Source organism: Vibrio sp. 1CM7H, from assembly GCF_023161645.1.
GTDB classification, from domain to species: domain Bacteria; phylum Pseudomonadota; class Gammaproteobacteria; order Enterobacterales; family Vibrionaceae; genus Vibrio; species Vibrio diabolicus.
In genome coordinates this window covers 269226-295511 of record NZ_JALNTV010000003.1, presented here as the reverse complement: position 1 = coordinate 295511, position 26286 = coordinate 269226, and the positions used below count along the sequence as shown (strand labels likewise).

General features: G+C 46.0%; 19 protein-coding genes. 7 read left to right on the top strand and 12 right to left on the bottom strand.

The window, feature by feature from the left end; all coding sequences use genetic code 11:
* Positions 1-27: 27 nt before the first annotated feature.
* From csdE to MSG33_RS13390, 4 genes are all read right to left on the bottom strand, one after another.
* Complete coding sequence (gene csdE / locus MSG33_RS13405; RefSeq protein ID WP_017636016.1) at positions 28-456, bottom strand: cysteine desulfurase sulfur acceptor subunit CsdE; 429 nt, start codon at positions 454-456, stop codon at positions 28-30.
* 19 nt (positions 457-475) lie between these two features.
* Positions 476-1285 (bottom strand): tRNA cyclic N6-threonylcarbamoyladenosine(37) synthase TcdA, encoded by an 810-nt coding sequence (tcdA, locus tag MSG33_RS13400; RefSeq protein WP_005380241.1) that lies wholly within the window; start codon positions 1283-1285, stop codon positions 476-478.
* Between the two features lie 99 nt (positions 1286-1384).
* Positions 1385-2488 carry a murein transglycosylase A gene (gene mltA, locus MSG33_RS13395; RefSeq protein WP_012841480.1) on the bottom strand — a complete coding sequence of 368 codons (1104 nt, stop codon included), beginning with the start codon at positions 2486-2488 and terminating at the stop codon, positions 1385-1387.
* 273 nt (positions 2489-2761) lie between these two features.
* A complete protein-coding gene (locus MSG33_RS13390) occupies positions 2762-3217 on the bottom strand; it encodes a DUF2850 domain-containing protein (RefSeq protein ID WP_005380234.1) in 456 nt (151 codons plus the stop codon).
* Between the two features lie 162 nt (positions 3218-3379).
* On the opposite strand from MSG33_RS13390, the gene argA reads away from it, so the two are divergent.
* Together argA and MSG33_RS13380 are read left to right on the top strand one after the other, a co-directional pair.
* Positions 3380-4717, top strand: coding sequence for an amino-acid N-acetyltransferase (gene argA, locus MSG33_RS13385; RefSeq protein ID WP_012841478.1), 1338 nt, complete (start codon positions 3380-3382; stop codon positions 4715-4717).
* Between the two features lie 400 nt (positions 4718-5117).
* A complete protein-coding gene (locus MSG33_RS13380; RefSeq protein WP_005380230.1) occupies positions 5118-5306 on the top strand; it encodes a hypothetical protein in 189 nt (62 codons plus the stop codon).
* A gap of 48 nt (positions 5307-5354) precedes the next feature.
* Here the strand turns inward: MSG33_RS13380 and MSG33_RS13375 are convergent, their stop codons facing one another.
* The 5 genes from MSG33_RS13375 to recC all read right to left on the bottom strand — a co-directional run bounded on the left by MSG33_RS13375 (position 5355) and on the right by recC (position 15924).
* Positions 5355-5726 carry a hypothetical protein gene (locus tag MSG33_RS13375; protein WP_031780957.1) on the bottom strand — a complete coding sequence of 124 codons (372 nt, stop codon included), beginning with the start codon at positions 5724-5726 and terminating at the stop codon, positions 5355-5357.
* A gap of 26 nt (positions 5727-5752) precedes the next feature.
* A complete protein-coding gene (locus MSG33_RS13370; protein ID WP_248381271.1) occupies positions 5753-6127 on the bottom strand; it encodes a hypothetical protein in 375 nt (124 codons plus the stop codon).
* A 156-nt stretch (positions 6128-6283) separates the two neighbouring features.
* Positions 6284-8431, bottom strand: coding sequence for an exodeoxyribonuclease V subunit alpha (gene recD, locus MSG33_RS13365; protein WP_248381270.1), 2148 nt, complete (start codon positions 8429-8431; stop codon positions 6284-6286).
* Positions 8431-12105: an exodeoxyribonuclease V subunit beta gene (recB, locus tag MSG33_RS13360; protein WP_248381422.1), complete on the bottom strand. Its 3675-nt coding sequence runs from the start codon at positions 12103-12105 to the stop codon at positions 8431-8433. The genes recD and recB overlap by 1 nt, the downstream gene beginning before the upstream one ends.
* Before the next feature lie 327 nt (positions 12106-12432).
* Complete coding sequence (recC, locus tag MSG33_RS13355; RefSeq protein WP_248381269.1) at positions 12433-15924, bottom strand: exodeoxyribonuclease V subunit gamma; 3492 nt, start codon at positions 15922-15924, stop codon at positions 12433-12435.
* 252 nt (positions 15925-16176) lie between these two features.
* On the opposite strand from recC, the gene MSG33_RS13350 reads away from it, so the two are divergent.
* On the top strand, positions 16177-18000 hold the full coding sequence (locus MSG33_RS13350; RefSeq protein WP_248381268.1) for a DUF3413 domain-containing protein: 1824 nt from the start codon (positions 16177-16179) through the stop codon (positions 17998-18000).
* A 75-nt stretch (positions 18001-18075) separates the two neighbouring features.
* Here MSG33_RS13350 and MSG33_RS13345 read toward each other — a convergent pair whose 3' ends face one another.
* Positions 18076-19050: a TDT family transporter gene (locus tag MSG33_RS13345; protein WP_005484954.1), complete on the bottom strand. Its 975-nt coding sequence runs from the start codon at positions 19048-19050 to the stop codon at positions 18076-18078.
* Between the two features lie 109 nt (positions 19051-19159).
* Here MSG33_RS13345 and MSG33_RS13340 point away from each other — a divergent pair, with 109 nt between their 5' ends.
* The 3 genes from MSG33_RS13340 (at position 19160) to dapD (ending at position 21872) form a co-directional block, all read left to right on the top strand.
* Positions 19160-20086 carry a LysR substrate-binding domain-containing protein gene (locus MSG33_RS13340; protein WP_134647125.1) on the top strand — a complete coding sequence of 309 codons (927 nt, stop codon included), beginning with the start codon at positions 19160-19162 and terminating at the stop codon, positions 20084-20086.
* A gap of 128 nt (positions 20087-20214) precedes the next feature.
* On the top strand, positions 20215-20511 hold the full coding sequence (locus tag MSG33_RS13335) for a YebG family protein (RefSeq protein WP_041852896.1): 297 nt from the start codon (positions 20215-20217) through the stop codon (positions 20509-20511).
* Positions 20512-20840: 329 nt separating this feature from the next.
* On the top strand, positions 20841-21872 hold the full coding sequence (gene dapD, locus MSG33_RS13330) for a 2,3,4,5-tetrahydropyridine-2,6-dicarboxylate N-succinyltransferase (RefSeq protein WP_074191726.1): 1032 nt from the start codon (positions 20841-20843) through the stop codon (positions 21870-21872).
* Positions 21873-22010: 138 nt separating this feature from the next.
* On the opposite strand, the gene glpQ is transcribed toward dapD, so the two are convergent.
* Positions 22011-23066: a glycerophosphodiester phosphodiesterase gene (glpQ, locus tag MSG33_RS13325; RefSeq protein ID WP_248381267.1), complete on the bottom strand. Its 1056-nt coding sequence runs from the start codon at positions 23064-23066 to the stop codon at positions 22011-22013.
* A 56-nt stretch (positions 23067-23122) separates the two neighbouring features.
* On the bottom strand, positions 23123-24487 hold the full coding sequence (gene glpT, locus MSG33_RS13320; RefSeq protein ID WP_006742417.1) for a glycerol-3-phosphate transporter: 1365 nt from the start codon (positions 24485-24487) through the stop codon (positions 23123-23125).
* An 896-nt stretch (positions 24488-25383) separates the two neighbouring features.
* On the opposite strand from glpT, the gene MSG33_RS13315 reads away from it, so the two are divergent.
* The gene (locus MSG33_RS13315) at positions 25384-26238 is read left to right on the top strand and encodes an MIP/aquaporin family protein (protein WP_248381266.1); all 855 of its coding nucleotides are present in this window, start codon (positions 25384-25386) and stop codon (positions 26236-26238) included.
* Positions 26239-26286 lie beyond the last annotated feature (48 nt).

Here is a 26286-nt window from a genome sequence, read left to right as displayed (position 1 = left end):
TTTTTTAAGAATTGGGAAAATGACTCGTTACACGGCGGTTTGTTTAATCTGCTCTACAATAGCTTTCAAGCCATTACCACGTGACGGGCTTAAATGGGAGACAAGCCCCAGTTGATCAAAATAAGCATCAATATCAAATGCTTGAATTTGATCGGCCGTTTTTCCGTCATAAGCCGCCATCACCAAGGCAATCAATCCACGGACGATACGCGCATCGGAGTCCGCACAAAAATGCCAAACGCCATCTTGCTCTTGGCTCACTAACCACACCAAGCTTTCACAACCCGAAACGGTAACTTGTTCTGATTTCAGCTCTTCTGGCATTTGTGGCAGCTTTTTACCCCACTGAATAACCTGACGGTAACGATCTTCCCAGCCTTGAAATTGCTGCATAGTCGCTACAATGTCTTCGCTGGTGATATCTGTACCAAATGGAGAAACGGGAAAATCTGTCATGATGCGCTCTTCTTCTAGTTTACTTCTTATATTTTGAAATCAACTTCTCAACGATTCGCGATACCGCGACAAAGCCAAACGTTGCAGTTACGACAGTCGCCGCACCAAAACCGCTAGCGCAATCCATACGTTTTGGGCCTTCCGCTGTCGACTTCACACCACACACTGAACCGTCTGCTTGAGGGTACTTCAGCTGCTCGGTTGAAAACACGCAATCAATACCAAACTTACGAGCCGGATTCTTAGGGAAGTTATGATGACGACGCAAGGTGTCTTTGATTTTCTTCGCTAGAGGATCTTGGATCGTTTTCGTTAAATCAGCGACCATGATCTGCGTTGGGTCAACCTGACCACCAGCACCACCCGTGGTGATCACTTTGATCTTGTTGCTGCGGCAATACGCCAACAAAGACGCTTTCGCTTTTACGCTGTCAATGGCATCCAACACGTAATCAAACTCTTTGCTTAAGTACTCATGTTGATTGTCTGGCGTGATGAAATCATCAATCAGATTAACTTTACACTCTGGGTTGATCAATTTGACACGCTCGGCCATCACTTCAATCTTGCTTTGGCCAACGGTGCCCGTCATCGCATGAATTTGGCGGTTAATGTTCGTGACACAAACATCGTCCATATCAATCAGAGTTAGCTCACCGATCCCCGTACGAGCCAGCGCTTCCACCGCCCATGAACCTACGCCACCAATACCAATCACACAAACGTGTGCAGCGCGAAGAATGTCCACTTCGCTGTTGCCATAAAGACGACGAGTGCCGCCAAAGCGTTGATTGTAGCTGTCAGATGCTGGGGTATCGAGTTCACGCATATTGAAGTCCAGATGATCGATAGAAAAACAAAGAGTGCGATTTATACGCACTCTTTGATGAAATGTCTAGATAAGAGAGTGTTCCTCTCTCTTGGACGACTATTGTAGCTTTTCTGGCGGTAAAGCCCAAGGCGCTTGAGTTGGTGAGTTTTCTAACCCAAGCTTCCACACTCGACCAAAATGCTTGTAGTGCCCAGCTTCCGTTCCTGCTCTCGCACCAATGCCATGATACAGATCCAAATGGTTCTGTTTTACCGCACCACCAGTGTCTAAAACGATCAGCATTCGCAGTTGATGCGCACCGCTCCACGTACCATCGGCATTCAACAGCGGCACTTCCGCCAAGATTGGTGTGCCCATTGGTAAGATAGAACGATCGCCTGCGACGGCAGCCATTGGCAACAAAGGAATACCAGCCGACCCCGTTACTGGCGCTTCTGCTTTTGGCGCAAAGAAAACGTAAGAAGGGTTTTGCTCCAACAACTCGCGTACTGTTGCATCGTCGTTGTCCATCACCCACTCTTTGATTGCTTTGAGGGACATTTTTTCACGCGGGACTTCACCACGCTCAATCAAAATGCGGCCAATGCTGACGTAAGCTTTATTGTTTTTACCCGCGTACGCAAAGTACTCCAACGTATCATCATCTTCAAAATGCACGTAGCCACTGCCTTGCACTTCCATCATAAATGGGTCGATACGATTAGGCGCGTAACCTAGCACCAAACCTTGTCCATCTAGTGCTCCATTGTAGATCTCCGCGCGAGTCGGACAATCTGATGAGCAGTTTGGTTTGCCATAAACTGGGTACTTAAAAATGTCGTTTGGTGTATGACGCAGTTCCATCACGGGAGAAAAGTATCCGGTAAACAACACATTACCTTTTTTATCACCACCACCCAATTGCGCGGCTTGAATGCCAAACGCACTCAACGCACTGGTATCTCCGCTCTGTTGCGCCCACTCACTTAATCGTTGATATAGCGGTTGGTACATCTTCGCCATGGATGGTGACTTTATCACCACTTGCTCAGCTTGCTTGTTAAATTCAGTAAAATCGCGTGGTTTGTTAGACTCAACCACATCCACTTGATTGAGGATCTGAGGAAACTCACCATCAAGATATTGCTGAGCACGATCATTTTGTTGAGCACAGCCAAAGAGTAGGCTCAAAGAGATAATAGGAAGGAGTTTTTTTAACACGTGTCTTTTCCGTAAAAGAGAATAGCAAAAGGATGGCAAACAAATGCATACGGTGCAATTGAAAAGCAACGACAAAATGTTTCAACGCTAAGCCAATCCGTTTACTCGTTGTGAATTCATTCAGTTAATGCAACATGATAGCAGCGGAAGAATTACGGAATTGTCCGGATTATGTTTGAAAGTAAGATTTACTGATTGAGAGATGAAATTGTGATCATCCATGTGACTCACAGACGCAAGAGATCTCTGCTTAACAGACAATGATAAAAACGACTATCTTACCGCAATCCTTGCACGCCCCTCTAAACGGAATACAGGTAGATAATGTGCATTGGCATCCAGCTTCATTTCTGCATGCTGCTTACCCACAAAATTGAAGTGCCGCTCATTTGAACCCACTCGATACGAAAACGAATCCCCATCGAATTCAAAACTGGTCGCCACTGTAGAACCATTTACAGTAACACCGCGCTCACTCAACACAAATTCTTCACGAGCATAAGGCGCAACATCTTGCTCAACCCAGCGGCCATAAATAGTCGATTTAGGAATAGGCGGATTAATGGTTCGAGTAATCAAATCACTATACAGCATGCACACGACAACGGTTCCAACTATCGCTATAAGCATAAGAGAACGCTCTAGCCACTTACGAAGCATTGATTTAGATGACGTTTTTGACAGATTTGAAGCAGTGATCGCAGCATTCTTATTAACAGCAGAAGACATGAGGTTCACGTGTTGAGAAAAGACGCGCTCATTGTAACTCTCCCCCTCAACGGGACCAAGAACCTACCTCAATATGTTTGTGCTTTATTCCAAAATTTCACCTTGCCACCAAGTGAATAAAAAGGCATTATTTTAACATAATTAAACAAAGGAATGGCTGTAGTGAAAATTCGTAGTACTGCTCTCGTAAAAGGATTCCGTCAATCAACACCTTATGTCAATGCTCACCGCGGAAAAACCATGGTGATCATGCTGGGCGGAGAAGCCGTCGCACACAAAAATTTTGGCAATATTATTAATGATATCGCACTCATGCACAGCCTCGGAATTAAAGTCGTGGTGGTGTATGGTGCACGTCCTCAAATTAATCAGCTGCTAGAAAAACAAGACCTCACTACGCCTTACCACAAAAATATCCGCATTACGGATGAATCGGCTTTATCTGTTGTTATGCAAGCTGCCGGACAACTTCAACTTGCGATTACTGCGCGCCTATCAATGAGCCTCAACAACACTCCGATGGCAGGCACCCAGCTCAATGTCGTTAGCGGAAACTACATCATTGCTCAGCCACTCGGCGTTGATGATGGTGTGGACTATTGCCATAGTGGACGCATTCGCCGCATTGACACCGACGCGATTAATCGCACGCTCGACCAAGGCTCTATTGTGCTACTTGGCCCCATTGCGAGCTCTGTGACTGGCGAGTGTTTTAACTTACTTTCTGAAGAAGTTGCGACACAACTGGCGATCAAATTAGGCGCAGACAAACTGATTGGTTTCTGTTCAGAACAAGGTGTCATTGATGACAACGGTAATGCTGTCGCCGAGTTGCTGCCAATTGAGGCGGAGCATGTCATCAAAACGCTCTCTGAAAATACGTCTCCTGACCTAGATTACAACACTGGGACACTGCGCTTTCTTAAAGGGTCTATTGCCGCTTGCCGTGCCGGAGTACCTCGCAGCCACTTGATCAGTTATAAAGTAGATGGAGCCCTAATTCAGGAGTTGTTCTCTTTCGACGGTATCGGAACCCAAGTCGTTATGGCGAGCGCTGAACAAGTGAGGCAAGCCAATATTGACGATATTGGCGGTATCTTAGACCTCATTCGTCCTTTAGAAGAGCAAGGTGTACTCGTTAGGCGCTCTCGAGAGCAGCTAGAACAAGAGATTGGAAAATTTACCATCATCGAAAAAGACGGCTTGATTATTGGCTGTGCTGCCCTTTATCCATACCCAGAAGAGCGCAAAGCTGAGATGGCTTGCGTAGCGATTCACCCTGACTATCGTGATGGGAACCGAGGTTTGTTACTGCTCAACTACATGAAACACCGTTCTAAATCCGAAACCATTGATCAAATCTTTGTCCTCACGACACACAGTTTGCATTGGTTCAGAGAGCAAGGTTTTTACGAAGTCAGTGTCGACTATTTGCCCGGAGCCAAACAAGGGCTATATAACTTCCAACGTAAGTCAAAAATCTTAGCGCTAGATTTGTAGCTTAACCTTAAATCAGGAAGAGAAATTTAAGGTTCCGCTATACCAACACCTCAAGGTGCGGGATTCAGCTCATTGACGCTCAATCCCGGACATCAAGTTTGTTTTGGAGTAAGGCCTCACATAAATCCTGCTTCGAGCTAGCGAGTCATCATGTAAACACCAACTTAGAAATGCGCAAACCATTGCTTAATTTTCGTTCCAATTTTATCTTTTAAATATACATTTGGTTGGCTATACTCTGCTCGCTAGTGATTGGTTTTTAACCAATACGAATGGATCTAGGTGATGTAATGTAGCCTTCACCCTAAAATACTGGGCAATTGAAAAACTAGTTAGCTCCGTATTGCACACCAAGGACAGTTGTTAATCTGACTTTAAATAAGCCGAGACGAGCACTGTTATGAGAACAATCATTTGTAATTCGCTTCAAAGCTTCTGGGATATGGCTGACAATCAGTTTTTAGAAGGCCTAGACGTCCACTGTGTTTTCCCCGTAAATGACGCTATCCGAGATTTTATTCTTGCTTATCAACAGCAATACAAAATACGCAGCGTGTCTTTTACCAATGCGTTTGCAAAACATGCATAAAAGAAGACCGAGCCATAAGCTCGGTCTTCTTTTACGTACGTAATCAATTCAAAACAAAATCATAGCTAACAAAGATGCAAAAATAGTGACTACGATAAAGATTAAAATAGTCCAGTACACTAGCCCAATACTTATGAACCACTTTGGGCAAACTCTACGAATATCTGTTAGCTTTCTTTTTTTGGCCAACTTAGGAAATGCAACTGCGGCAACAAGAGCTAATCCATGTATTAAGGCCCCAAAGTGAAATCCAGAAACTAAAGCAAGCTCAATATCTGTATAGTGCTCACTAGTATACGCATAGTGCTTTACTTTTTGCGGCGTGATAACAATAAGCAAAATACCTACTATCAGGTACCAAAAAACTAACAAAGCACCTGCAACAAAAAATGTAATAAAAGAAACTTCTAATAACTGCAAACTTCACCGACCTTCTATTCCAGCTCTCAAGTAATAGACATCCAAACCACCATTGAGGCTAAAGTGATCATAGCTAGCAGCAATAAAACGCTTATATAAATACGGCAAAGTCCGATGAATAGACCGGAGCAAACTTGATGAACATCAGCAAAGCCCCTTCTCTTCGCGAAAGTTGGTAAAGCGACCGCCACAACTAAGCCTACACCATGAATTAAAGCACCAAAGTGAAAACCTGAGACTAAAGCTAACTCTACTTCTGAATAATGTTTCGGATTAAAAGCAAACCGCTTCACCTTTGGTGGTATAAAAAATATAAAAATTGCTCCGATAATAACGAACCATAAAAACGCGCCTCCTCCGGCGATAAAGAAGGTTAGAAAAGACGAGTCGAGCAAACTCATATTCAGTTGCCTTTGATATGCGAATGAGAAAGGAGAAATATACCTTTAAGGAAGAATATTACTCAATAGCAATCCATTTTTCATGAAAACGAAATGGCGGATATAAGACCCGCCACAAAGAATCATCTTCGAAAATGTCACAATCACAAGTAAAAATTAATTCGTAAGCCGCTGTACTAATCCACTCGCGCGAGCCGTTTTCACCTTAATGCCTCGCTTCAGAACGTTGAGTTCGGCGTAAAGAGCTAAACGCTTTTTCGCGCGGGTAATGCCTGTGTAAATCAACTCACGAGTTAATATCGGGCTAAAGTCTGGTGGCAAAATCATCAGGGTGTAATCAAATTCACTGCCTTGCGATTTATGGATGGTCATGGCGTAAGCCGTTTCATGTTCAGGCACTCGGCTTGGCAAGACCGATTTCACACTGCCGTCAGGTAACTCGAAAAAGACTTTCAAACGCGGTTCTTCTTCACTGTCATCTCGCATGCAAATACCAATATCACCGTTATACAAACCTAGACCATGATCATTACGCGTAACCATGACAGGTCTACCGTGATACCAAATTTCATCCTGAACCTGAATGAACTTGCGCGCCGCGAGCGCTTTCTCGATGCGCTGGTTTAGCCCAGCAACACCAAAGTCACCTTCACGAATCGCGCAAAGCAGTCGGCATTGGTTGAAGGTATCTAATACCGCTTTGGCTTTACGCGTTAGCGACTCTGGCTCTCCGGTTTCAGGATCGGTTTCCTGTTGTCCAATGCGTTTGAGGTAACGACCGTATTCCTGCACCAACGTCTGCATCATTTGGTTGTAGTGCTGACTACTTAGCGCGAAATGTTCGATATCGGAAAAGTCACGCGCCCAGACGTTATCTACACTCGCAGCAGAACCTGAGTTAACCGCTTTTGCCAACTGACCAATGCCTGAGCGAGCGTCAAATCGGTAGCTCTTTTGCAGCATACATAAGCTATCGGCAATGCTGGAGGCACTGTTCCCCGTATGGGCTAAAGTATCGAAACCCGTCAGTTTTGCGATGGCTGACGCCTGCTCTTTGCCATAACCCAATGCATGGAACGAACAGATATCACCCAACACTGCCCCTGCTTCAACTGAGGCAAGTTGGTCTTTATCACCTAACAAAATCAGCCGCGCATGTTTCGGTAAGGCATCGACCACTTTGTACATCATCGGTAAATCGACCATCGACGCTTCGTCGATAACTAAAATATCCAAATGCAGTGGATTTTGCTTGTTGTGACGAAATTCTGCGCTATTAGGAATCGCGCCAAGCAATCGATGCAAGGTGCTCGATTCAGTCGGAATTTTGGCTTTTAGCTCCGGAGAAACTGGCAGCTCTTGCACTGCTTTACCAATGGACTCGGTTAATCGCGCCGCCGCTTTCCCCGTCGGGGCCACCAGCTTGATGGTTAGATTTTTCTCGTGCGTCGCCTGTTCAATCAAAGCAGCAAGCAATTTGGTTACTGTCGTCGTTTTACCCGTACCAGGGCCACCAGAAATCACAGCAAATCGACGAGTTAACGCAACCGCCGCCGCGACTTTTTGCCAGTTCACACAAGCTGAAAGTGGCACCAGCTCATCCAGTTGCTGCAAATCCTGAACCTTGCGCGCATTGCTAAGCACGGAATCAATGGCGTGCCAATCCAACGATTCGCTTGCGACCACATCAAGGTGATCACACACCAATTGTTGACGCAACACTTGGTTGCTGCTTCCCGCTTCTACTGCTTTGCCCAACGCGTTAAACAGAAAATGGTATTGGCGTGCGAACAGATGGTTGAGCAACTCGGATAATCGCGAAAACTCTTGCGCTTGCAAGTTAACTGCGGCGCCCAACTGATTAAGCTTTTCCGCCAGTGTCACTTCATAATGCCAATAGCGGTGCAGATACAGACGCTCGCCATCGAACATCAGCGGTAAGGCTTCTCCTTGCGCGCCGACCACGGTGGAATTTTTTAATACTTGAATCCAGTCTATGCCTTGCAACTGTGTGTTGAGCGCCAATGCCGACTCACCAAACAGCCCTAGCTTACTGGCTAAATCCGTAGATTGCCCTTGTGCATCGAACAGAGACAGGCAGATATGTCCTTTGCCAAGCTCACTACTGACAACACCCGCGATAAACGCCAGTGCTTGGCTATCCGACTGTTCATCATGCGTTTGAGAGTCAATAAAACAGGCAAATTGGTAGTCGAGCTGACGAATAGCACCTTTGTGCGCCAAGCGTTCCAGCACTACCAATAAACTATCTTGGCCAGAATGAAGATTGTGATTTGTCGTCATTAAAGTAGCTCCATCTGCCCGGCTTGAGTTGAGCGCGTTTCAAGTGCTTGACCATCAATCAAACGATCCATCTCTTGTAAGAAGTCTAAGGTTGGTTTCGCGGCAAAAATGCCGTGGTCACTCTGCCCATCCATACCGCGCAAGAACAAGTAATACACACCACCGAAGTGCTGCTCATATTGATAATTCGCCAATCGGCTGCGTAGGAAACGATGCAGTGCTAACGCGTAAATCTGGTACTGCAAATCGTAGCGGTGATCCGCCATGGCCGATTTCAGAGCCTCACCATGGTAGTGCGTCACATCGTCGCCAAGATGATTCGATTTCCAGTCAAGCACGTAGTATTTACCTTGATGTTCAAACACCAAGTCGATAAAACCTTTGAGCATGCCTTGCACGGTTTGGAAACCTAAATCCCCCGCTTTCGCCGACAACGGATCGTGACGTTGAATGACTCGGTTTAACGCCGGCGCAGACAACACTTCAATCGGCAACAAAAATTCCATCTCCACCAAACGTTGCGACGGTGCTTTTTGATTAAGCAGCAAAGATTTACCATCCAACGGCGTTGCGAGTACGGTATCAATCAATTGCTGTAAAATGGGCAACCACTCTTCATCGAGCTGTTCGCTTTCCATCAAACCAAGGATGATTTGTGTATTCTCTTCCGTCGTGGCTGGCTGAGTAAATTCAATTTCCTCAAACAGGCTGTGCAGGAACGTACCCGGACGCGCACCGCGAGGGAAGGTAAAAATAGAACGCTCTGGCTCCACCAAATCCGCTTCGTCTTGCTCTTCAGATGAGTCGATATCAAAACCCGTAATCTCAATCGTGGCATCATGCTCGGCGTGATGAGAGCCTTGCTTGACCAAGCCAGAATAACTGGTGATGCGCCAGTTTCTATCGATAGGGTTTTGCAGCTCTTTCGCGCTAAGATCGTTTATTTCTTCTTGTGGCGCTACGTACTTCTCTTCGAGTTGCTGCGGCGGATCGGCCACAACGACACAATCAAGCTCGTCTTGTTGTTTTGTTAAACCTTGGTGCAAATCGTTAATGCCACCTTCTTGACCATTTTGAATCAAATAGCCAATCGCACTACGGTGTACGCCGGTTGGCTCTTTGGTCGAACGACCATTGCGCAAAGGCGAGGCTCCAATAAAACACGCATACACAGCTCGCGTTAGTGCCACGTATATCAAGCGTAAGTCTTCCGCCAAACGCTCTTTATCCGCTTGCTTCATGGACGCATCGTTGCCAGTGATATCCAGTACCGTGCGGTCATTGGCTGCATCGTAATATTTGGCTTCACTGGCTTCTCGATAGCTGAACACAAACGGCAGAAATACGAGGTCATACTCCAAGCCTTTTGATTTGTGAATAGTTACGATCTGCACTAAGTTACGTTCCGATTCTAAACGTTGGATTTGGTCATCACTGCCACCCAAACCGTTTTCCGCATCACTGATAGACTGAGCGAGCCAACGCAGCAGGCCGTGGTCGCTATCCAGTTCATTACTGGCTTGTTGCAGCAGTTCACCGATGTGCATTAAATCGGTAAGTACTCGCTCACCATTCTCACCCTGTGAACTCGCACCTTCTTCTAGTAATCGCTCGGCAATATGGCGTTTACTGATCACCGCGCGCAACATCGGCAGCACACCACGCTGAACCCAAAGTTTGCGATACTCTTTGAATTCGTTAACGGCGTTTTCCCACACAATTTCATCGTTATTAAGCGCATCCAAACTTGCTGCATCGAGGGCAAACAGCTCAGAGGCAAGACTTGCACGCAGCGCACGGTCATTTTCTGGAGTCAGCACTGCTTGTAGCAAACGCTGTAAATCCTGTGCCACCGAACTGGTAAACACACTGTCTCGGTTAGACAGGTACACGCTGGCAATGCCTTGGTCTGCTAGCGCTTGTTTGATCATTCGACCTTCGCTACCTGTTCGAACCAATACTGCGATATCGCCCGCTTGAACCGCTTTCTGTTTTTCGCCATTCACCAGACACGCTTGCCCCTGTTGAGCCTGCGTCAAAATGGTTTGGATTTGGCTTGCGGTCGCCTCCGCCATTCGAGTCAAATACTCGCCTTTTGGTAGCGGTTTATCGTCCGCTTCTTGCAACCAATAAGTCAGCGCCGGTTGCTTTTGGCCACCCATAGTCCAAATGCGTTTTTCGGCATTGGGACTGTACTTAACGGGTAAGAAGGGAATATCCGAATCATAGATAAATGGACTATCGGGCAAAGCAAATACTTGGTTTACCGCCTGCACCATATCTGCGCTAGAACGCCAGTTGGTTCCTAACGTGTAGTGGGCACTTACTTGGTTACGCGCTTTGATATAAGTGAAAATGTCTGCGCCACGAAAGCCATAAATCGCCTGCTTGGGGTCACCGATCATAAACAAACCACATTCCGGGTTGTTCAGATAAATACGACTGAAAATACTGTATTGAAGCGGGTCGGTATCTTGGAACTCGTCAATCATTGCGACGGGATACAAAGTACGAATACGCGCCGCTAAAAGCTCGCTTTCGTCCGTATCGATAGAAGCAGAAAGTTGCGTCAGCAAATCATCGAAAGAGAGCCACTGTTTTTGATTTTTCGCGTTGGCCAGCATTGCACGACAATGCTCAATCGCATGAGCAAGCAGTGGCGCTTTTAAGCTGATTGGATTGGCAAGAAATGTTTCAATGGCTTCAAATACCGCATGCTGCGGCGCACTGCCTTTCGGTGTTTTTTCCAACAAGACGTTTTGCGCGAATTTCTCCAGCTTGTCTGGATAATCGTAACCTGTGGTTTCCGTTGCTGCCCAAGCGTTTACCGCCTCCAACCACGTCGGCAGAGACTTTTTGGTGTAGCTGCGTTTGTTAATATCTGAATCTGAAATCAGCGTGAAGAAGTCATCTTGGCTTTCTCGCCACTGTGCTTTTAATTCATCAATTTTTTTCAAATTTTCAGTATGAAGATCAGCCAAACTGCCTTTCATTGCAGGAACGGAAAGGCTTAACGGTGCACCAGTTAAGTAATTGCTGATGTCAGACAACAACGCAGATGGAGAGCTCCATAGCTGGCGAATTTCCCCAGCCAAGGTAAATGGCAACGGGTAGAAATTGCGGCGCCAGTAATCGGCTACAACTTGCGCTTTTAGGTGACTTTCATCGGTCACAAACTCGTTGTTAAATCGGCTGCCAGATTCAAACGCATTTTGCGTTAGCATACGTTGGCAAAAACCGTGAATCGTGTAGACCGCCGCCTCGTCCATCTGACGCTCTGCCTGCAATAAAATTTCTGCGGCTTGCTTGTGATCGTCAAACTCATTAAGCAAAGGTTGGATCACCGGATCGGAACTCTGTCCACGCGCAAACGCGATTCGCGCATCATGGATTCTTGCCCTGATACGATCGCGTAATTCCGCAGTTGCCGCTTCAGTAAAGGTTACGACCAGAATTTGGTCGACCGTAAGCGGTACGCGGTGCCTAGTTTCCGCGCAGCCGTGACCAAGCAAAAGGCGCAGATATAAACCTGCAATAGTGAAGGTTTTACCTGTACCTGCTGATGCCTCGATTAACCTCGCACCATGCAGAGGAAACGTCATCGGTTCTAGTGGCGTTGGTTGAGGCCGCTCTGTGCTGTCTAACGTATGTAGAGGACACTCTGCACCTGACATTTGATCCATAACGCTGAATCTCTCCGGATTATTTACTAGGACGTATCACCTAATAAATGTGATCTATAGTTAAAAATTCTATTAATATGTTTAACAAGTTGGATAATTTAGAGCTTTGTGAGATCTTTCTCACGGTTATCCATAAGACGTACCGTTAGTATGCGCCCCACGAGATAAGCCAAACCTTTTTGGCGGCACAACTCAAATGAATTAAACAAAAGTATCATGGTCCCTCTGACCTTGTGGCCGTACAGCGAACGCCCTACAAAAAATAATGATTTTCTGGCGGCCACCCTACTCTTCCTTCTCTTTATCCAACTGTCTTTATTACGCTTTTACGTCATCAGCGTCTTGAACCGCTAAGCGCGCACCTTGCAGTACTAATGCTGTCAGCAAACGAACTTCTGAGGCCAACTCATCATTCCAAGCAGGCCAAATTCGAGAGATGTACGCGTTATTGCCTTCGCCCGGACTCATGAAGCCATCATTGAATGCGTCAGCCATTTTCTTCAAAGATTTCTCTTCGTCATCGACCCACTGACCACGGCTAAAGCCCGCTTCAACACAAGCCAACGCCGTTTTAGGGAAATAAGGCAAAGGCTTAGTCATGCCTTCGAAGAACAAGCGAACTAATTCAGTCAGTAGCTGTTTGGCATACTGCGCATCGGCAATGTCTGGGTAGATCAAATGCAGCGCGCCTTCTTTACGATCGTAGCCAATCAGATGAGTTTTCTTGGCATAACCCGACGCCGACATGGCAAGGTGATCGATCCACGCAGCCAGGTAATCTTGCGCTCGAATCTTACCGCTTCGGTAGCGAATCAACCCAGATTGGTAACACTGGGTTAGCCAACCAGTCAGGCGAACGTTTTTCTCTTCGCCTTCATTTCGCTCAAATAAGGAGTCAAACGTCAGGTCGATTTCCAAATCGTCTTGAGGCGCACCAGATAAAAACGCCAGTTTGTCCACCAGCTCTTCCGCCTGAACTCGGTTGGTTTCAAATTCGATATCACCAAACGCCCCCACCGGCAGTTTGCCTTGCGCGCGCTGTTGACTCATAAAGTGTTTAAGCACCTCTGTTTTTTTCTCTGGCTGCATCAATGTCGTTTCAAGCAAGGTTTCTAACAGCTCATCACGCATTTGATAGCTTTCCAAACCACCTAAAACAAAGGGTTCGTCGTCTTCCATCACCGGCAGTGGCGGTTCAAAGATTACTTTTAAACGACGATTGAAAAAATACTGCACAGGTAAGCGCCAGAAACGTTGCAACTCGACTAAGTCGAGCTCAAGTGGGAACGTCGCTCCTAACAGATAGTCGTCTAATGCCCGATTAAAATCACGACGAACATAGCCTTGCGATTGACTACTTTGAGTCAATGCCGCTGGAATCCACTCTTTCGCGTAGCTAGCGTGCGTGCCTTGGAACGCACTTGGGCTAAACGGCACCATGGCGTGGGTATTCACCAACGCATTTAATAAGTTGTCGCCAGACTCATCAACGGGCAACGCTTCATCACCACTTAAACAATAGTTTTGGTGGCAGTATTCCATCAGCTCAGAAACCAGAACCGAAGGCACTCGCTCGGTGTTGTCTTGGATTGAACGGCCAACATAACTGATGTAGAGCGTTTGCTGTGCAGACAACATCGCTTCGAGGAATAGGTAACGGTCATCATCTCGGCGCGAACGGTCGCCCGGTTTGGTTCTTCCCGTCATCAAGTCAAAGCCTTCTGGCGGCATGGAACGCGGGTACACGCCGTCATTCATCCCCAGTAGACAGACGGTTCTAAACGGAATAGAGCGCATCGGCATCAGGGTACAAAAGTTCACTTGACCAGCCAGGAAGCGCTGGCTGACTCGTGTGCCAGATAATTTGTTTTGAAGGTATTGGCTGATGATTGACGGCGATAACGCATCAGCAAATGCGGCATCAGCTAATTGCTCTTTGAGTTGGCTGAGCGTATCGCGAATGGATTTGAGCGCCATTTCGCCTTCTAACTCAACTGAGAAGAAGTCATCCAGCAGTGAAACCAAAGTCTCTCGCCAACCATCAATAGTCTGAACATGAGAAAGTTTGCTTCGATAAGTGCTAATTTGTTGGATAAAGTGTGCCAACTTTCCCGCAAGCTCTGCGCCCATGCCTTGCACTTCGTTGTACGGAGATAAACTGCCTTGCTCGGTTTCAAACAAACCTGCGGATTCTGGCATCGCGTAGCCAAGCAACATGCGTTGAATACCAAATTGCCATGTGTTTTGACGGGTTTCCGGCAGTTCAAATTCGCTTCCGGTATTGGCATCCAACCCCCAGCGAATTCCCGATTCCTCAACCCATTGTTTAGCTTGTAAGAAATCATCTTCGCTGAGTTCAAAACGCTTTAATATCGTCGGCGTTTCCAGAAGTTCGAGTAGTTCTGATGCCAAACAGCGCGTATTGGGTAAGTTCACCAACTGCATAAATGCGGCCAGAATTGGGCTCTCTTGATCGGCGGTTCGGTCAGAAATCGAATATGGAATAAAACGCTCACCCGGTGCGTTACCAAAGACCGCCTGAATCGCAGGGCTGTAAGCGTTGATGTCTGCGACCATCACGATAATATCGCGCGGTTTTAACGTTGAGTCAGCATCGAACATCGCCAACAGTTGATCATGCAGCACTTCCACTTCACGCATCGGGCTGTGACACGCGTGTAGGCTAAGTGATTTATCACCCAAGCTAACCACTTGTTTGTGATGACTGTTTTCAATCTGTTGGTCATCTTGATGTTCTTCAAGATTGAGAATATCCGCTTGCAATTGATGGAGCAGACTGTCGCGCTCAACATCAACAAACGCTTCAATTTCATGAGACTCCAGCTGAGACAACAGATACATATTGTCACGCCCGAGTTTACCCATGGACGCCAACAGACTGTTTCCGACCACATCGGTGTGCAGCTCATCGATCACATTATCTTCCAATGAGCCTTTCAGTTGCTCAGTTTCACCTTGCACTTCCGAGTGATCGTCCTGCCACACAACGTGCTGACGATGTTTCGCCGCCAAGCGAGCCAGATATTTACGATCTCGAACTTCACCCCAGTAATAGCGACAAGGGTTGGTGAACATCAGATGCACATCGATGTGCTCACCAATTGCTTTTAGCGCATCCATATAGCGTGGCGGCAACGAGGAAATACCAAAAACAAATAAACGCTTGGGTAAATGGTCAAAGTTGCCGTTAAAATTCGCTAATGTGTCGATAAAGTGCTCATAAAGGTTAGCGCGGTGATAAGGGGACTGCCCAAGCGACACAGTGTGATCGTACAACGCTTGCCATAAGATCGGCTGCCACGGATGCTCATCTTCCAGCTCTGCCACACTCTGCCCAGCTTCCCAACTTGCGATCCATTCCGGACGATACACCAAGTAACCATCGAAAATATCGGCAATTTTCTCAGCCAGCTGATACAGCTTAGAGTGGTCACTGTCATCTTTGAGGTACTGCGCTAACGGCGAAAACACGTCTTGGTTGAGAAGCCCCGGTAGCAGATGCATCAACTTCCACGTCATCGCTTCTTTGTTAAACGCACTGCGCTTGGGCACGTCTGGCAACACCTGCGTAAACATTTCCCAAATGAAGGTAGCAGGAAGCGGAAAATCAATGTTCGCGGCAACACCAAACTCTTTGGCCAATTCCATTTTTAGCCACTGGGACATGCCCGGACTTTGAACCAGAATTTGTTCTTTTTCGAACGGGTTTTCCAGCGGACTGATTCGAATCAGTTCGACAAGGAGTGATTTAAGAACGTCAACTTGGTTGGAGTGATAAACAGTAAACAAATTGGGAATACCGAGCGCCGATTGAAACTGTTAGCTAGCTTAGCACAGCCCCATTTAAACCCGCAGTGATCTCGCGTTCTGAAAAAACAAAAGATTATATATCACTCAAATAGAGTATGAATCTTCTTAATTTTCACATGTCAATCAATTCTGACACCTCCATACAAAATGTGACATTCGTCGCAACTATTCCATAATAAAAAACACTGTTTTATAATCCCACTACCCATAATTTATAAACAAACAAAAAGTATGTTTCGCAAACTGTCTTTCAACAGCGCTTGGCTGATTGCTTTTTTTGCTTGCTTTGCAGTGTATCTGTCGATCGCTTGTTATCCTTTTGTGTTGTCTAACAATCAGAATGAACCACTAACCTTGTTGCAAGGTTACTATTTGGTTTCGACTCAATATGGCTGGCTGGGCTTGATCGCTCTTCCATTTATGTTGTTGAGTTTATTGCTCTCTTTTCTACCGACTCGAGCATTCAAAGGCATCGTGATCGCTATCGCGATCTGTCTATTGATCATGTTTAAAGTCGATATCCTCGTTTTTCAGCAATACAAACTTCACATCAACGCCCTATTAATTCGTATGTTTTTCGAAGGTGGCGGTGATGTCTTCGATATTTCGTGGATGAGTTGGCTAATCTTCATCAGTGAAGTTGCCGTTCTGGTGATCGGGCTCGCCTGTACCGTTTGGGTAAGTAATAAACTGGCACAAAGCCGAGCTAAGTTCGTTTTGATCAGCGTCTGGTTTGCTGTATTGCTCAGCACACAGATGATTCATGCGTACAAAAACGCGCTTTACGACGATGAAGTCAGTCAGTTTTCGAATAACTGGCCACTTTACTACCCGCTGACGGCTCGTAAATTTATTTACAAACACGACCTAGTGGATGAGAACATTGCATCGAAGAACCGCGTAGAGTTAACCAACATTGAACGTAGCTCACTCAACTACCCGCTTGCGCCCATTCAAGTGCAAAGCAAAGAGAAACAGCCCAATGTTTTGTTTATCTTGGTTGACGCGTGGCGCTACAGTGATGCGACGCCAGAAGTCATGCCAAATGTCAGCAAGTTCGCCGAAAAAACAGTGAATTTCACACAACATATGAGCGGCGGCAACTCAACTCAAGCGGGTATTTTCAGCCTGTTTTACAGCTTGCCCGCGACCTACTGGGAAAGCTTTTACGCAAGCCAACGCTCTCCTCTTTTTATGGATACGCTGCAAGCAGAAGGCTACCGCATGGGCATTTTTGGCTCGGCACCGCTCACCAGCCCGCCACTTTCTCGCACGGTATTCAAAAAAGTGTCGGACTTGACCTTGAAACAAAGTGGGGAAACGGCAGTCGAGCGCGATCAGCAGATCACAGACAAGTTCATCGAGTTCCAAAAGCAGGACAGCGACAAGCCGTACTTTGGTTTTCTGTTCTACGATGCCGCCCACGGCACGGTGTTTCCTGAACCTGAATTTGCGAAATTCAAACCATACTGGGAACGCGTTGACCACATTTTGCTCAACAACGATTTTGACGCTTCGCTTTACCACAATCGATACAAGAACTCGTTGTACTACATCGATAGCTTGATTGGTGATGTGCTGAAAAACGTCGACTTAGACAATACCATTGTGGTGATTTCATCTGATCATGGTGAAGAGTTTAATGACCATAAGATGAACTATTGGGGCCACACGGGTAACTACAGTGACGTACAAGTGCATGTGCCTCTTTACGTGTACATGCCAAATCGTCAACCAGAGCAAATTGATTACCGCACGACCCATTTTGACGTCGTGCCAACCATGATGAATACGCTGTTTGACGTTCAAGGCACAACGAGTTCATACAGCGTTGGTCATAACTTGTTTGATAGTTCTGCCCCTCGCGATTGGTATATTGCTGGCAGCTACTACAACTATGCATTGGTCGGCAAAGAACTGATGCTTGTGGTCAACCCTGGCGGGCACTCTCAGCAACTGAATCGCCAGTTAAAAGTCGAGAAAGAACAGAAAGTTCCTGTCGATATCATTCGTCATTCTCTGGATGAGATGTCGCGATTTTACAAAAAAGGCTAGTGTCCAACATCGACGCCGATTGAAATAAAAAAGCCTCTTGGCTGTAAGACCAAGAGGCTTTTCCCTATCTGCTATTTAAGCGTGATGAGCGTGCATCAAGCGTGGCTGAATCAATAAGTTGTTGATGTATTGTAAAGCCACATAAGAGACAACAAATGTTGCCACAATCAACTCAAGACCAGCTAAGCCTCGCACTTGTTGAACATAGTGCGCAGCCAATCCTTGCAACTCCATCCAATTCGCCATTTTAAACAGCGCCGTCGCACCGATCACCATCGGGAAAGTGAACGCCGCATAGCCTGGGCTAAATGGCAGTCTAAGCAATTTAAAGAATGCGAGGTAAATGATGGCTGTCATCAATACCGCGATACCAAATAGCATAGCGATGATCACTGGTGATGGTGTCGCAGTGACCGTTAAGTACCCTGCCAATGATAGACTTGCTGGCGCTGCCATGATTGCCATTGTTGGTTTCGCTGCATCCGGAATTTCATGGGTAAACATGAAACGGTAAATCATCATCGGCAACATGATCGCGTACGCCACCATCCCAAACATCAATGCACCTTGTGCTACTGGTGCTAACATCGGGTTGCCAGAGAAAGACACATCCGCAACGATGATACCCACTGGCGGTACAAACCAACTAGGAACCATGTGGTGCAATTCAAAATCTTTGGCGCGATGGTAAACAAAGCTCACCAAGAACACGATGTGCAGAACCACTGCAATCAGCCAAAGCACATCACCAGCCAATGGGTAAAAATGGCCGAGAGAGTTCGATACCACCATAGTGCCCATCGCAAATGTCGGAACCACGCTACCCACAACCGGATGAGCAAGATCTTGTCTCAATAGATGATTATGTAGCAAAAACTTGGTTGCCAATATAGCCAATAATACGCTCGCGATACCCGCACTAATCCACTGTCCGTAGCCATGTAATTCGGCGAAGTTCTCCCAACTCCAGCCCAAGCTTGCAATACCAAGAGCCAAACCCGCCATTGGAGTTGGTGCTCCCATTACTTTTGCTTTTGTTCTTTGAATCATGATGACCTCAACCAGACTCACTCTTGATGGAGCGTATAATACGCTTGCACTTCGTTCTGATATATCTAATTATTTAAAACAAACGTTCAAAATTACTTAACGGTGGGGTATGGCAAGTCACATTTCTCTTAAACAACTGAAAGTGTTTACGACGATCACGCAGCACAAAACGCTCACAGCAGCTTCTGATAGTCTCTTTTTATCGAAAGCGGCAGTGAGCATGGCACTCTCAGAATTAGAAAAACAGATCGGCCATCACTTGTTTGATCGTGTTAATAACCGACTGATTTTGAACCAAGAAGGTCAAAAACTGTTGCCACTGGCGGATGAATTACTCAACCGAGCCAAAGACATCGAGAGCATTTTCGATGGTGACCAAGCGCTATCGGGCCAACTTCGCATTGGTGCCAGCGACACCATTGGCAACCAAGTTGCGCCCTATTTGCTTAGCGAATTTCGTCAGCAAACGAACCATCGTTCTCAAAGCCTGTTCATTTCTAACTCTGCACAAATCTGCGACATGCTGACCGATTACGAGTTAGACATTGCCCTCATTGAGGGTAAAACTCTTCATCCTGAATTGCAGTCCACCCAGTTTAGCGAAGATGAAATGTGCGTGATTTGCGCGCCAGATTCCCCAGCCGCGCACGAAGGGCCAGTAAACTTAACCGAGCTAGAAAACAGCGAATGGATATTGCGAGAGGCGGGGTCTGGTTCACGCGAATTCTTTATGCGCGTTGTCGCGCCGCGCTTGGAACATTGGCATGAAGCTTTTCAGCTCAATACCACCGAAGCATTGATCAACTCAGTATCTGCTGGGCTGGGCTTAGGTTGCTTGTCACGTTTGTCTGCAGAACCTGCTATTCGTGACGGCCGCGTAAAACTGCTCGACATGCCTTTAGATATGAAACGTCGCTTCTGGTTACTGGTTCATAAAGAGAAATATCAAAGCCCATTGCTCAAAACGTTTATCGAATTTTGCCAAGATTGGGAACGACCAAATAATCTTTATCTAGAGAATACGCCCTCCAAGTGAAACGGAGATAGTTTAAATGCTGGTCAGTTAGTTGTACGTGTCTCTCATTCTTAGGCTTGTCGCTAGACTTAACTGGTCAAAAACTGTATAAAAAGCCAGTATCAATACACCAAGTTAGGGGACCAACCATGGCTGTAATCGTCAAGTACGTGGTAGAACGCAATGGAGAAGAGAAAATGACTTTTACCTCTAAAGCGGAAGCTGACGCATACGATAAAATGCTAGACATGGCAGACGAACTATTCACGCTGCTAGGTAAAAGTGAACTTCTAGAAGACGAAGGTAAGCAAGAAGATCTTGCGATGTACCTCGCTCAAAACAAAGAAGAAGTGCTTTACGCACTGGGTGCAAAACGCAAACCGGCACCAAAGAAAGCAAAAAAGCTTGAATCTGTAGAAGAAGATAAGCAAGAAGACGCTGCATAAGCCTCTCATTTGTTAAAGAAACGCCGCATCATGTGGCGTTTTTTGTATCTGAAGGCACACATCATCATGGAAAGATCGCCCTTTCTTTCGAGCACAGATACGACAAATCGCCTTCTTTCATTTCAACAAACACCTGCTAATTGACCACCTCACAACCACATTTCTCATCAGACAGACATATCTCCCAAAAGACAAAAGGTATCCATCTACAGACTTTATCTATTTCCCCTCTTTAAACTCCCTAGCACTCTCATTATGATGGCTGACAACTTAATTATTTCTTGTCAGTGAACAGACGAGACACAAGACTCAACACATGGAGATCAACTATGGCTTTCTTTTCTCTAGCCTTTGGTACAGCGACTAAAAACCGCGATGGCAAAATCATTGAAGCGTTTTTTCCAAACCCTGTTCTTAACCCAAATGAAGAGCTTGTTAACGCACTAGCAGCAGTAGCAGGTTACGAACAAGGCAACCAAGCTATCGAGATCTCTGCAGCACAAAGCGCAGAACTTGCGGCGGCTTTCGAAGCAAACGGCGATGCAGCAAACGCATCTTTCGCAACCAAAGCAGCAGAATCAGCACAGCCGCTTGTACTGGTTATCCTAGCTACGGATGAACAACCACAATCTGTTGCTGAAGGCTTCCTAAAACTTCAACTTATCTCCAACCGTCTAGTTAAGCCACACGGCACAGTACTGGATGGCATCTTCGGTCTACTACACAACATCGCATGGACTAACGAAGGCCCAATCGACCTACCTGAGCTGGCTGAGCGTCAAATCGAAGCTCGCCTAGCTGGCCGTACGCTAAGCGTAGATTGCGTAGACAAGTTCCCTAAAATGGTGGACTACGTGGTACCAACTGGTGTTCGTATCGCAGACACTTCTCGCGTACGTCTTGGCGCACACGTTGGCGAAGGCACAACTGTTATGCACGAAGGCTTCATCAACTTCAACGCGGGAACTACTGGCGTAAGCATGGTTGAAGGCCGTATTTCTGCTGGCGTTGTTGTTGGTAACGGTTCAGACATCGGTGGCGGTGCATCTATCATGGGTACACTATCTGGCGGCGGTAAAGTGGTGGTTTCCATCGGTGAAAACTCTCTACTAGGCGCAAACGCAGGTCTTGGCTTCCCAATGGGTGATCGTTGTACTATCGAATCAGGTCTGTACGTAACCGCTGGCTCTAAAGTACTCATGCTAGATTCTGAAGGTCAAGAAGTCGAAGTGGTTAAGGCTCGCGATCTTGCTGGTGTTTCTGACCTACTGTTCCGTCGTAACTCTGTAACTGGTCAAATCGAGTGTCTTGCAAACAAGAGCGCGGTTGAACTGAACAGCGAACTGCATAAAAACAACTAATAAGAATACCTAAATAACCTCGAGATGCTTGATTCAGCGAGGCTAACTTGGCTTGCAGTGAATTAGCCCTACGAAAAATCCCCCAACAGGAAACTGTTGGGGGATTTTTTAGCTTAAAGCAAAATTCGTGAGTGCTGGTTACTGGTTTAAAAAGCTGACCGCTTTATCTGGGAAGTCAGTAAACAAACCATCCACCTTCACTTGGTTGTAGTACACATCCATCATGCCTTCAAAACTGTCCGTGTACGCTGGAATGCGTCCTGGATCGGCACGGAACGTGTATGGATGAACTTGTAAATCAGCGTCTTTTGCAGCCTTCATCAACGGCTTGATGATGATGTTGTCTTTGGTTGACTTATCATCCACCAGCATCGGCTTCCAAGGTCCAATTCCTTCCGCGTAACTCGCCACTTTCTTCATGCCGTCGGCTTCGAACATCCAGTCATAACTGTATGGTGTTGCTGTATCGCCTTTGTACTCCATAGTTTCGTTCCAGTCCGTGTAAGCCATAAGCTGAACGAGCTTTAAGTCCATGTCCATTGCAGGCATGAGCTCACTGTTGATGCGTTGAAGTTCATTCGCATCAAAACACTGCAGGTAGACTTTATCGTCTTGCGAGTCGTAACCGTACTGCTTCAAGATTTTAAGTACTGCTTTAGAAATGTCCTTACCTTCATGACGATGGAACCAAGGCGCTTTAATTTCTGGGTAAATACCGATGTCATAACCCAGCGTTTTGTTTAAGCCTTGGATCAGCTCAATCTCTTCAGCAAACGTCGGCACGGTGAAATCCGATTTCCACATTGGGAATCGTGTCGGATAACCAGCGACCTTATTACCTTTGTCATCGATATTAAAGCCTTCAGTTACTCGCAGCGATTTGATTTCCGCCAGTGTGAAATCAATCGCGTAGTAGCGACCGTCTTTGCGTGCGCGATCAGGAAAACGCTCCGCAACATCCGTTACGCGATCGAGATAATGGTCATGCAGCACGACCAACTGGTCGTCTTTCGTCATTACCACATCTTGTTCTATGTAGTCAGGTTTCATTGCGTAAGCAAGCGCTTTGGCTTCTAGCGTGTGCTCAGGCAAGTAACCCGATGCGCCACGGTGTGCAATTACAAGCGGTTTCGCAATCGCACCAGCTGAGAGGCTAAGTGCTAAAAAAGTAAGACATACTGACTTTGTTTTCATTGTTATTTCCTTGATAAAGCGAAGAGGCAGTATTCCACTGCCTCTTTAAATAAATATTACGCTAGCGCTTCCTTTTCGCGCTCTTTTTGCTCGTGGTGCGCACGCTCACCTAAGAAGGCGTACATCAAACACACAATAGAAGTAATACAAGAACCCACTAAGATGATAAAGCCACCATCCCAGCCAAAGTGGTCTACCGTGTAGCCCAGAATCGCGTTTGCGGCAACTGCCCCACCTAAGTACCCAAATAAACCAGTAAGACCAGCAGCAGTACCAGCGGCTTTCTTCGGAGCGAGTTCAAGTGCGTACAAGCCAATCAGCATAACCGGACCATAGATTAGGAAGCCAATTGCAATCAGCGCCATCATGTCCACCATTGGGTTACCAGCAGGGTTAAACCAGTAAACCATCACTGCAACGGTCACTAGCACCATAAATAAGATGCCAGCAGGTGCACGACGACCTTTGAACAATTTGTCTGAAATCCAACCACACAATAATGTGCCTGGAATGCCGGCCCATTCGTATAAAAAGTAAGCCCATGACGATTTATCTACCGAGAAATCCTTCGCTTCTTTTAGGTAAACAGGTGCCCAGTCCAGTACGCCGTAGCGAATTAGGTAAACAAATGCGTTTGCAATTGCAATCGACCAAAGCAGCTTATTGTTGAATACATACTTAAAGAAGATTTCCTTGGCTGTCATTTCTTGTTCGTGCGACTTGTCATAGTCATCAGGATAATCGTCTTTATACTCTTCGATCGGTGGCAAACCACAAGATTGAGGCGTATCGCGAACCGTCATCCAAACAAACACAGCAACCAACGTGGCGAAAAATGCAGGAACATAAAATGCAGTGCGCCAATCATCGTTAAATGCCCACAGGCCAAGAATAAATAGTGGACCAATCAAACCGCCACCCACGTTGTGTGCCACGTTCCAAACCGAAACGATCTCACCACGCTCTTTACGTGACCACCAGTGCACCATGGTTCGTCCACATGCGGGCCACCCCATGCCTTGGAACCAACCATTCAAGAAAAGCAAAATGAACATCGCAGTGACGCTGCCAGTCGCCCATGGCATAAAGCCAAAGCAAAACATAACCAATGCAGACATCAACAGGCCGCCACTTAGGAAGTAGCGAGGGTTGGAGCGGTCAGAAACGCTGCCCATTAGAAATTTAGAGAGACCATATGCAATGGAAACAGCTGCCAGCGCGACACCTAAGTCTCCGCGGCTAAAGCCTTGCTCGATAAGATAAGGCATCGCCAAACTGAAGTTTTTACGAACCAAATAGTAACCGGCGTAGCCAACAAATATACCGATAAAGAGTTGCCAACGGAGGCGAGAGTAGGTGCTATCGATACTGCCTGGGGACAGACGATCAATGTGCGCCTTAGGTTTGAATATTCCAAACATAGGAACCTCATTATTTTGTATGCGATGGTAAAAAACACAAAAGGAGCGAACGAAACAAAAAAACCTTCGTTCGAAAGCTCATGAATTGTATTGAGTTAGGATTTTATTTCTGTGACAAATGTTGCACATGAATTAAATATAAGTAAATACAGTAAATTAGAGCGCATTAATTAGACCATCGTTCAACTTTACTCATAATTAGTTAATATGAAACTGATGTTTAAACCTCTCATTTGAGCATTCTAATTCGAAACCAATGAAACAAAGGATCGAATAAGAACACAAATTAACCGTAAAAAGGGTGTTTCACATCCATCCTTGTTACGCGAAACCACTAAATAACTAAAAAGATGAAAAATGTTCGCGCTTAGTATCAAACGAAATAACAAAACTAATGTTATCTGAACTCAAACCTAGACAGTGATTCACGAACACAAGACATAAACCGCGTTTATTTTCCTCTCCATTTTCATAATTAACACTAATTTGGATAACAAGTTCCTCTCGAGATATAAACATTGCAACGCATTTTCTTATATCACCGCTAGTCCTTGAGGTACTTGACCTCGCCTTACCTCTTTAGGGTTAATTACTACGCAAAATCTGAGTAATAAATCCCCAAGCACGTAGCAGCTTCACAAAACTCCTCTTACCAGTTGTGCATTCTTTTTCACATCGGTAATTTGAGCGCTTCCAAAACACACTTCGTAGCAAAGAAGTTCTTTTCGTTGTTTTCTTTTTCGATTAAAAGATGCGCCATTTAACAAAAACGAAGACTTTGATTAACAATTCTATGCTCAAACGCTCATTTTTAACGCGCGTTTGTTTTCGCAAACGTTTATATGTGCACAATAGTATCGTGCTAGACAGGCAAAAATGATCAAAGGACTTTTAACATGACAACGAACAAACACCCCTCTCTGCTCGGAGAATGTTTGGCCGAGTTTATCGGTACAGGACTACTTATCTTCTTCGGCGTAGGCTGTGTCGCAGCCTTAGTTCTAACAGACGCATCATTTGGACAATGGGAAATCAGTATTGTATGGGGCCTAGGTGTCGCCATCGCTATTTACTGTACTGCCGGCGTTTCAGGCGCGCACATCAACCCAGCGGTAACCATCGCACTCGCTATGTTCCATGGTTTTGATAAGGCGAAAGTGGTGCCATACATCATCGCCCAAATGCTTGGCGCATTCTGCTCTGCTGCGTTGGTTTACAGCTTATACAGCAACCTTTTCACCGACTACGAAATCGCACATAACTTCGTCCGCAGTAGCCAAGATGCACTAGCAACCGCTGGTATCTTCTCAACCTATCCACATGCTTCCCTCTCTTTCTTTGGCGCTTTTGCTGTGGAATTCGTTATCACTGCCGTGCTGATGTTTGCGATTTTGGCTTTGGGCGATGAAAATAACGGCGCTGCACGAGGTGCAATGAACCCGCTGTTAATCGGTATTTTGATTGCCGTGATCGGTGGTTCTCTTGGTCCACTAACTGGCTTCGCGATGAATCCTGCGCGCGACTTTGGACCGAAACTGTTCGCTTACTTCGCAGGCTGGGATTACGCTCTGACAGGAGCTAAAGACATTCCTTACTTTATCGTGCCTTTACTTGCTCCGATTGCAGGTGCGTGTTTTGGTGGTTGGTTGTATCCAAAAGCGATTGCGGCTTACCTTCCACAACAAGGCCACGGCTGTACAATTCCAAACCAATGTGAGACGGAAGAAGAAACAGAAGAAGCTAGAGCTTAAAACTGACGCAACTCGAACATTTACTAAAATATAAATAACGAAACAAAA

Bases quoted from the DNA above. Each gene is read 5' to 3' on its own strand.
- glpT (WP_006742417.1), bottom strand. From the start codon at position 24,487: ATGTTTGGAATATTCAAACCTAAGGCGCACATTGATCGTCTGTCCCCA.
- MSG33_RS13370 (WP_248381271.1), bottom strand. From the start codon at position 6,127: ATGAGTTTGCTCGACTCGTCTTTTCTAACCTTCTTTATCGCCGGAGGA.
- glpQ (WP_248381267.1), bottom strand. From the start codon at position 23,066: ATGAAAACAAAGTCAGTATGTCTTACTTTTTTAGCACTTAGCCTCTCA.
- MSG33_RS13350 (WP_248381268.1), top strand. From the start codon at position 16,177: ATGTTTCGCAAACTGTCTTTCAACAGCGCTTGGCTGATTGCTTTTTTT.
- recD (WP_248381270.1), bottom strand. From the start codon at position 8,431: ATGACGACAAATCACAATCTTCATTCTGGCCAAGATAGTTTATTGGTA.
- tcdA (WP_005380241.1), bottom strand. From the start codon at position 1,285: ATGCGTGAACTCGATACCCCAGCATCTGACAGCTACAATCAACGCTTT.
- MSG33_RS13335 (WP_041852896.1), top strand. From the start codon at position 20,215: ATGGCTGTAATCGTCAAGTACGTGGTAGAACGCAATGGAGAAGAGAAA.
- MSG33_RS13380 (WP_005380230.1), top strand. From the start codon at position 5,118: ATGAGAACAATCATTTGTAATTCGCTTCAAAGCTTCTGGGATATGGCT.
- dapD (WP_074191726.1), top strand. From the start codon at position 20,841: ATGGCTTTCTTTTCTCTAGCCTTTGGTACAGCGACTAAAAACCGCGAT.
- MSG33_RS13315 (WP_248381266.1), top strand. From the start codon at position 25,384: ATGACAACGAACAAACACCCCTCTCTGCTCGGAGAATGTTTGGCCGAG.
- recB (WP_248381422.1), bottom strand. From the start codon at position 12,105: ATGTCAGGTGCAGAGTGTCCTCTACATACGTTAGACAGCACAGAGCGG.
- MSG33_RS13345 (WP_005484954.1), bottom strand. From the start codon at position 19,050: ATGATTCAAAGAACAAAAGCAAAAGTAATGGGAGCACCAACTCCAATG.
- MSG33_RS13390 (WP_005380234.1), bottom strand. From the start codon at position 3,217: ATGTCTTCTGCTGTTAATAAGAATGCTGCGATCACTGCTTCAAATCTG.
- csdE (WP_017636016.1), bottom strand. From the start codon at position 456: ATGACAGATTTTCCCGTTTCTCCATTTGGTACAGATATCACCAGCGAA.
- MSG33_RS13340 (WP_134647125.1), top strand. From the start codon at position 19,160: ATGGCAAGTCACATTTCTCTTAAACAACTGAAAGTGTTTACGACGATC.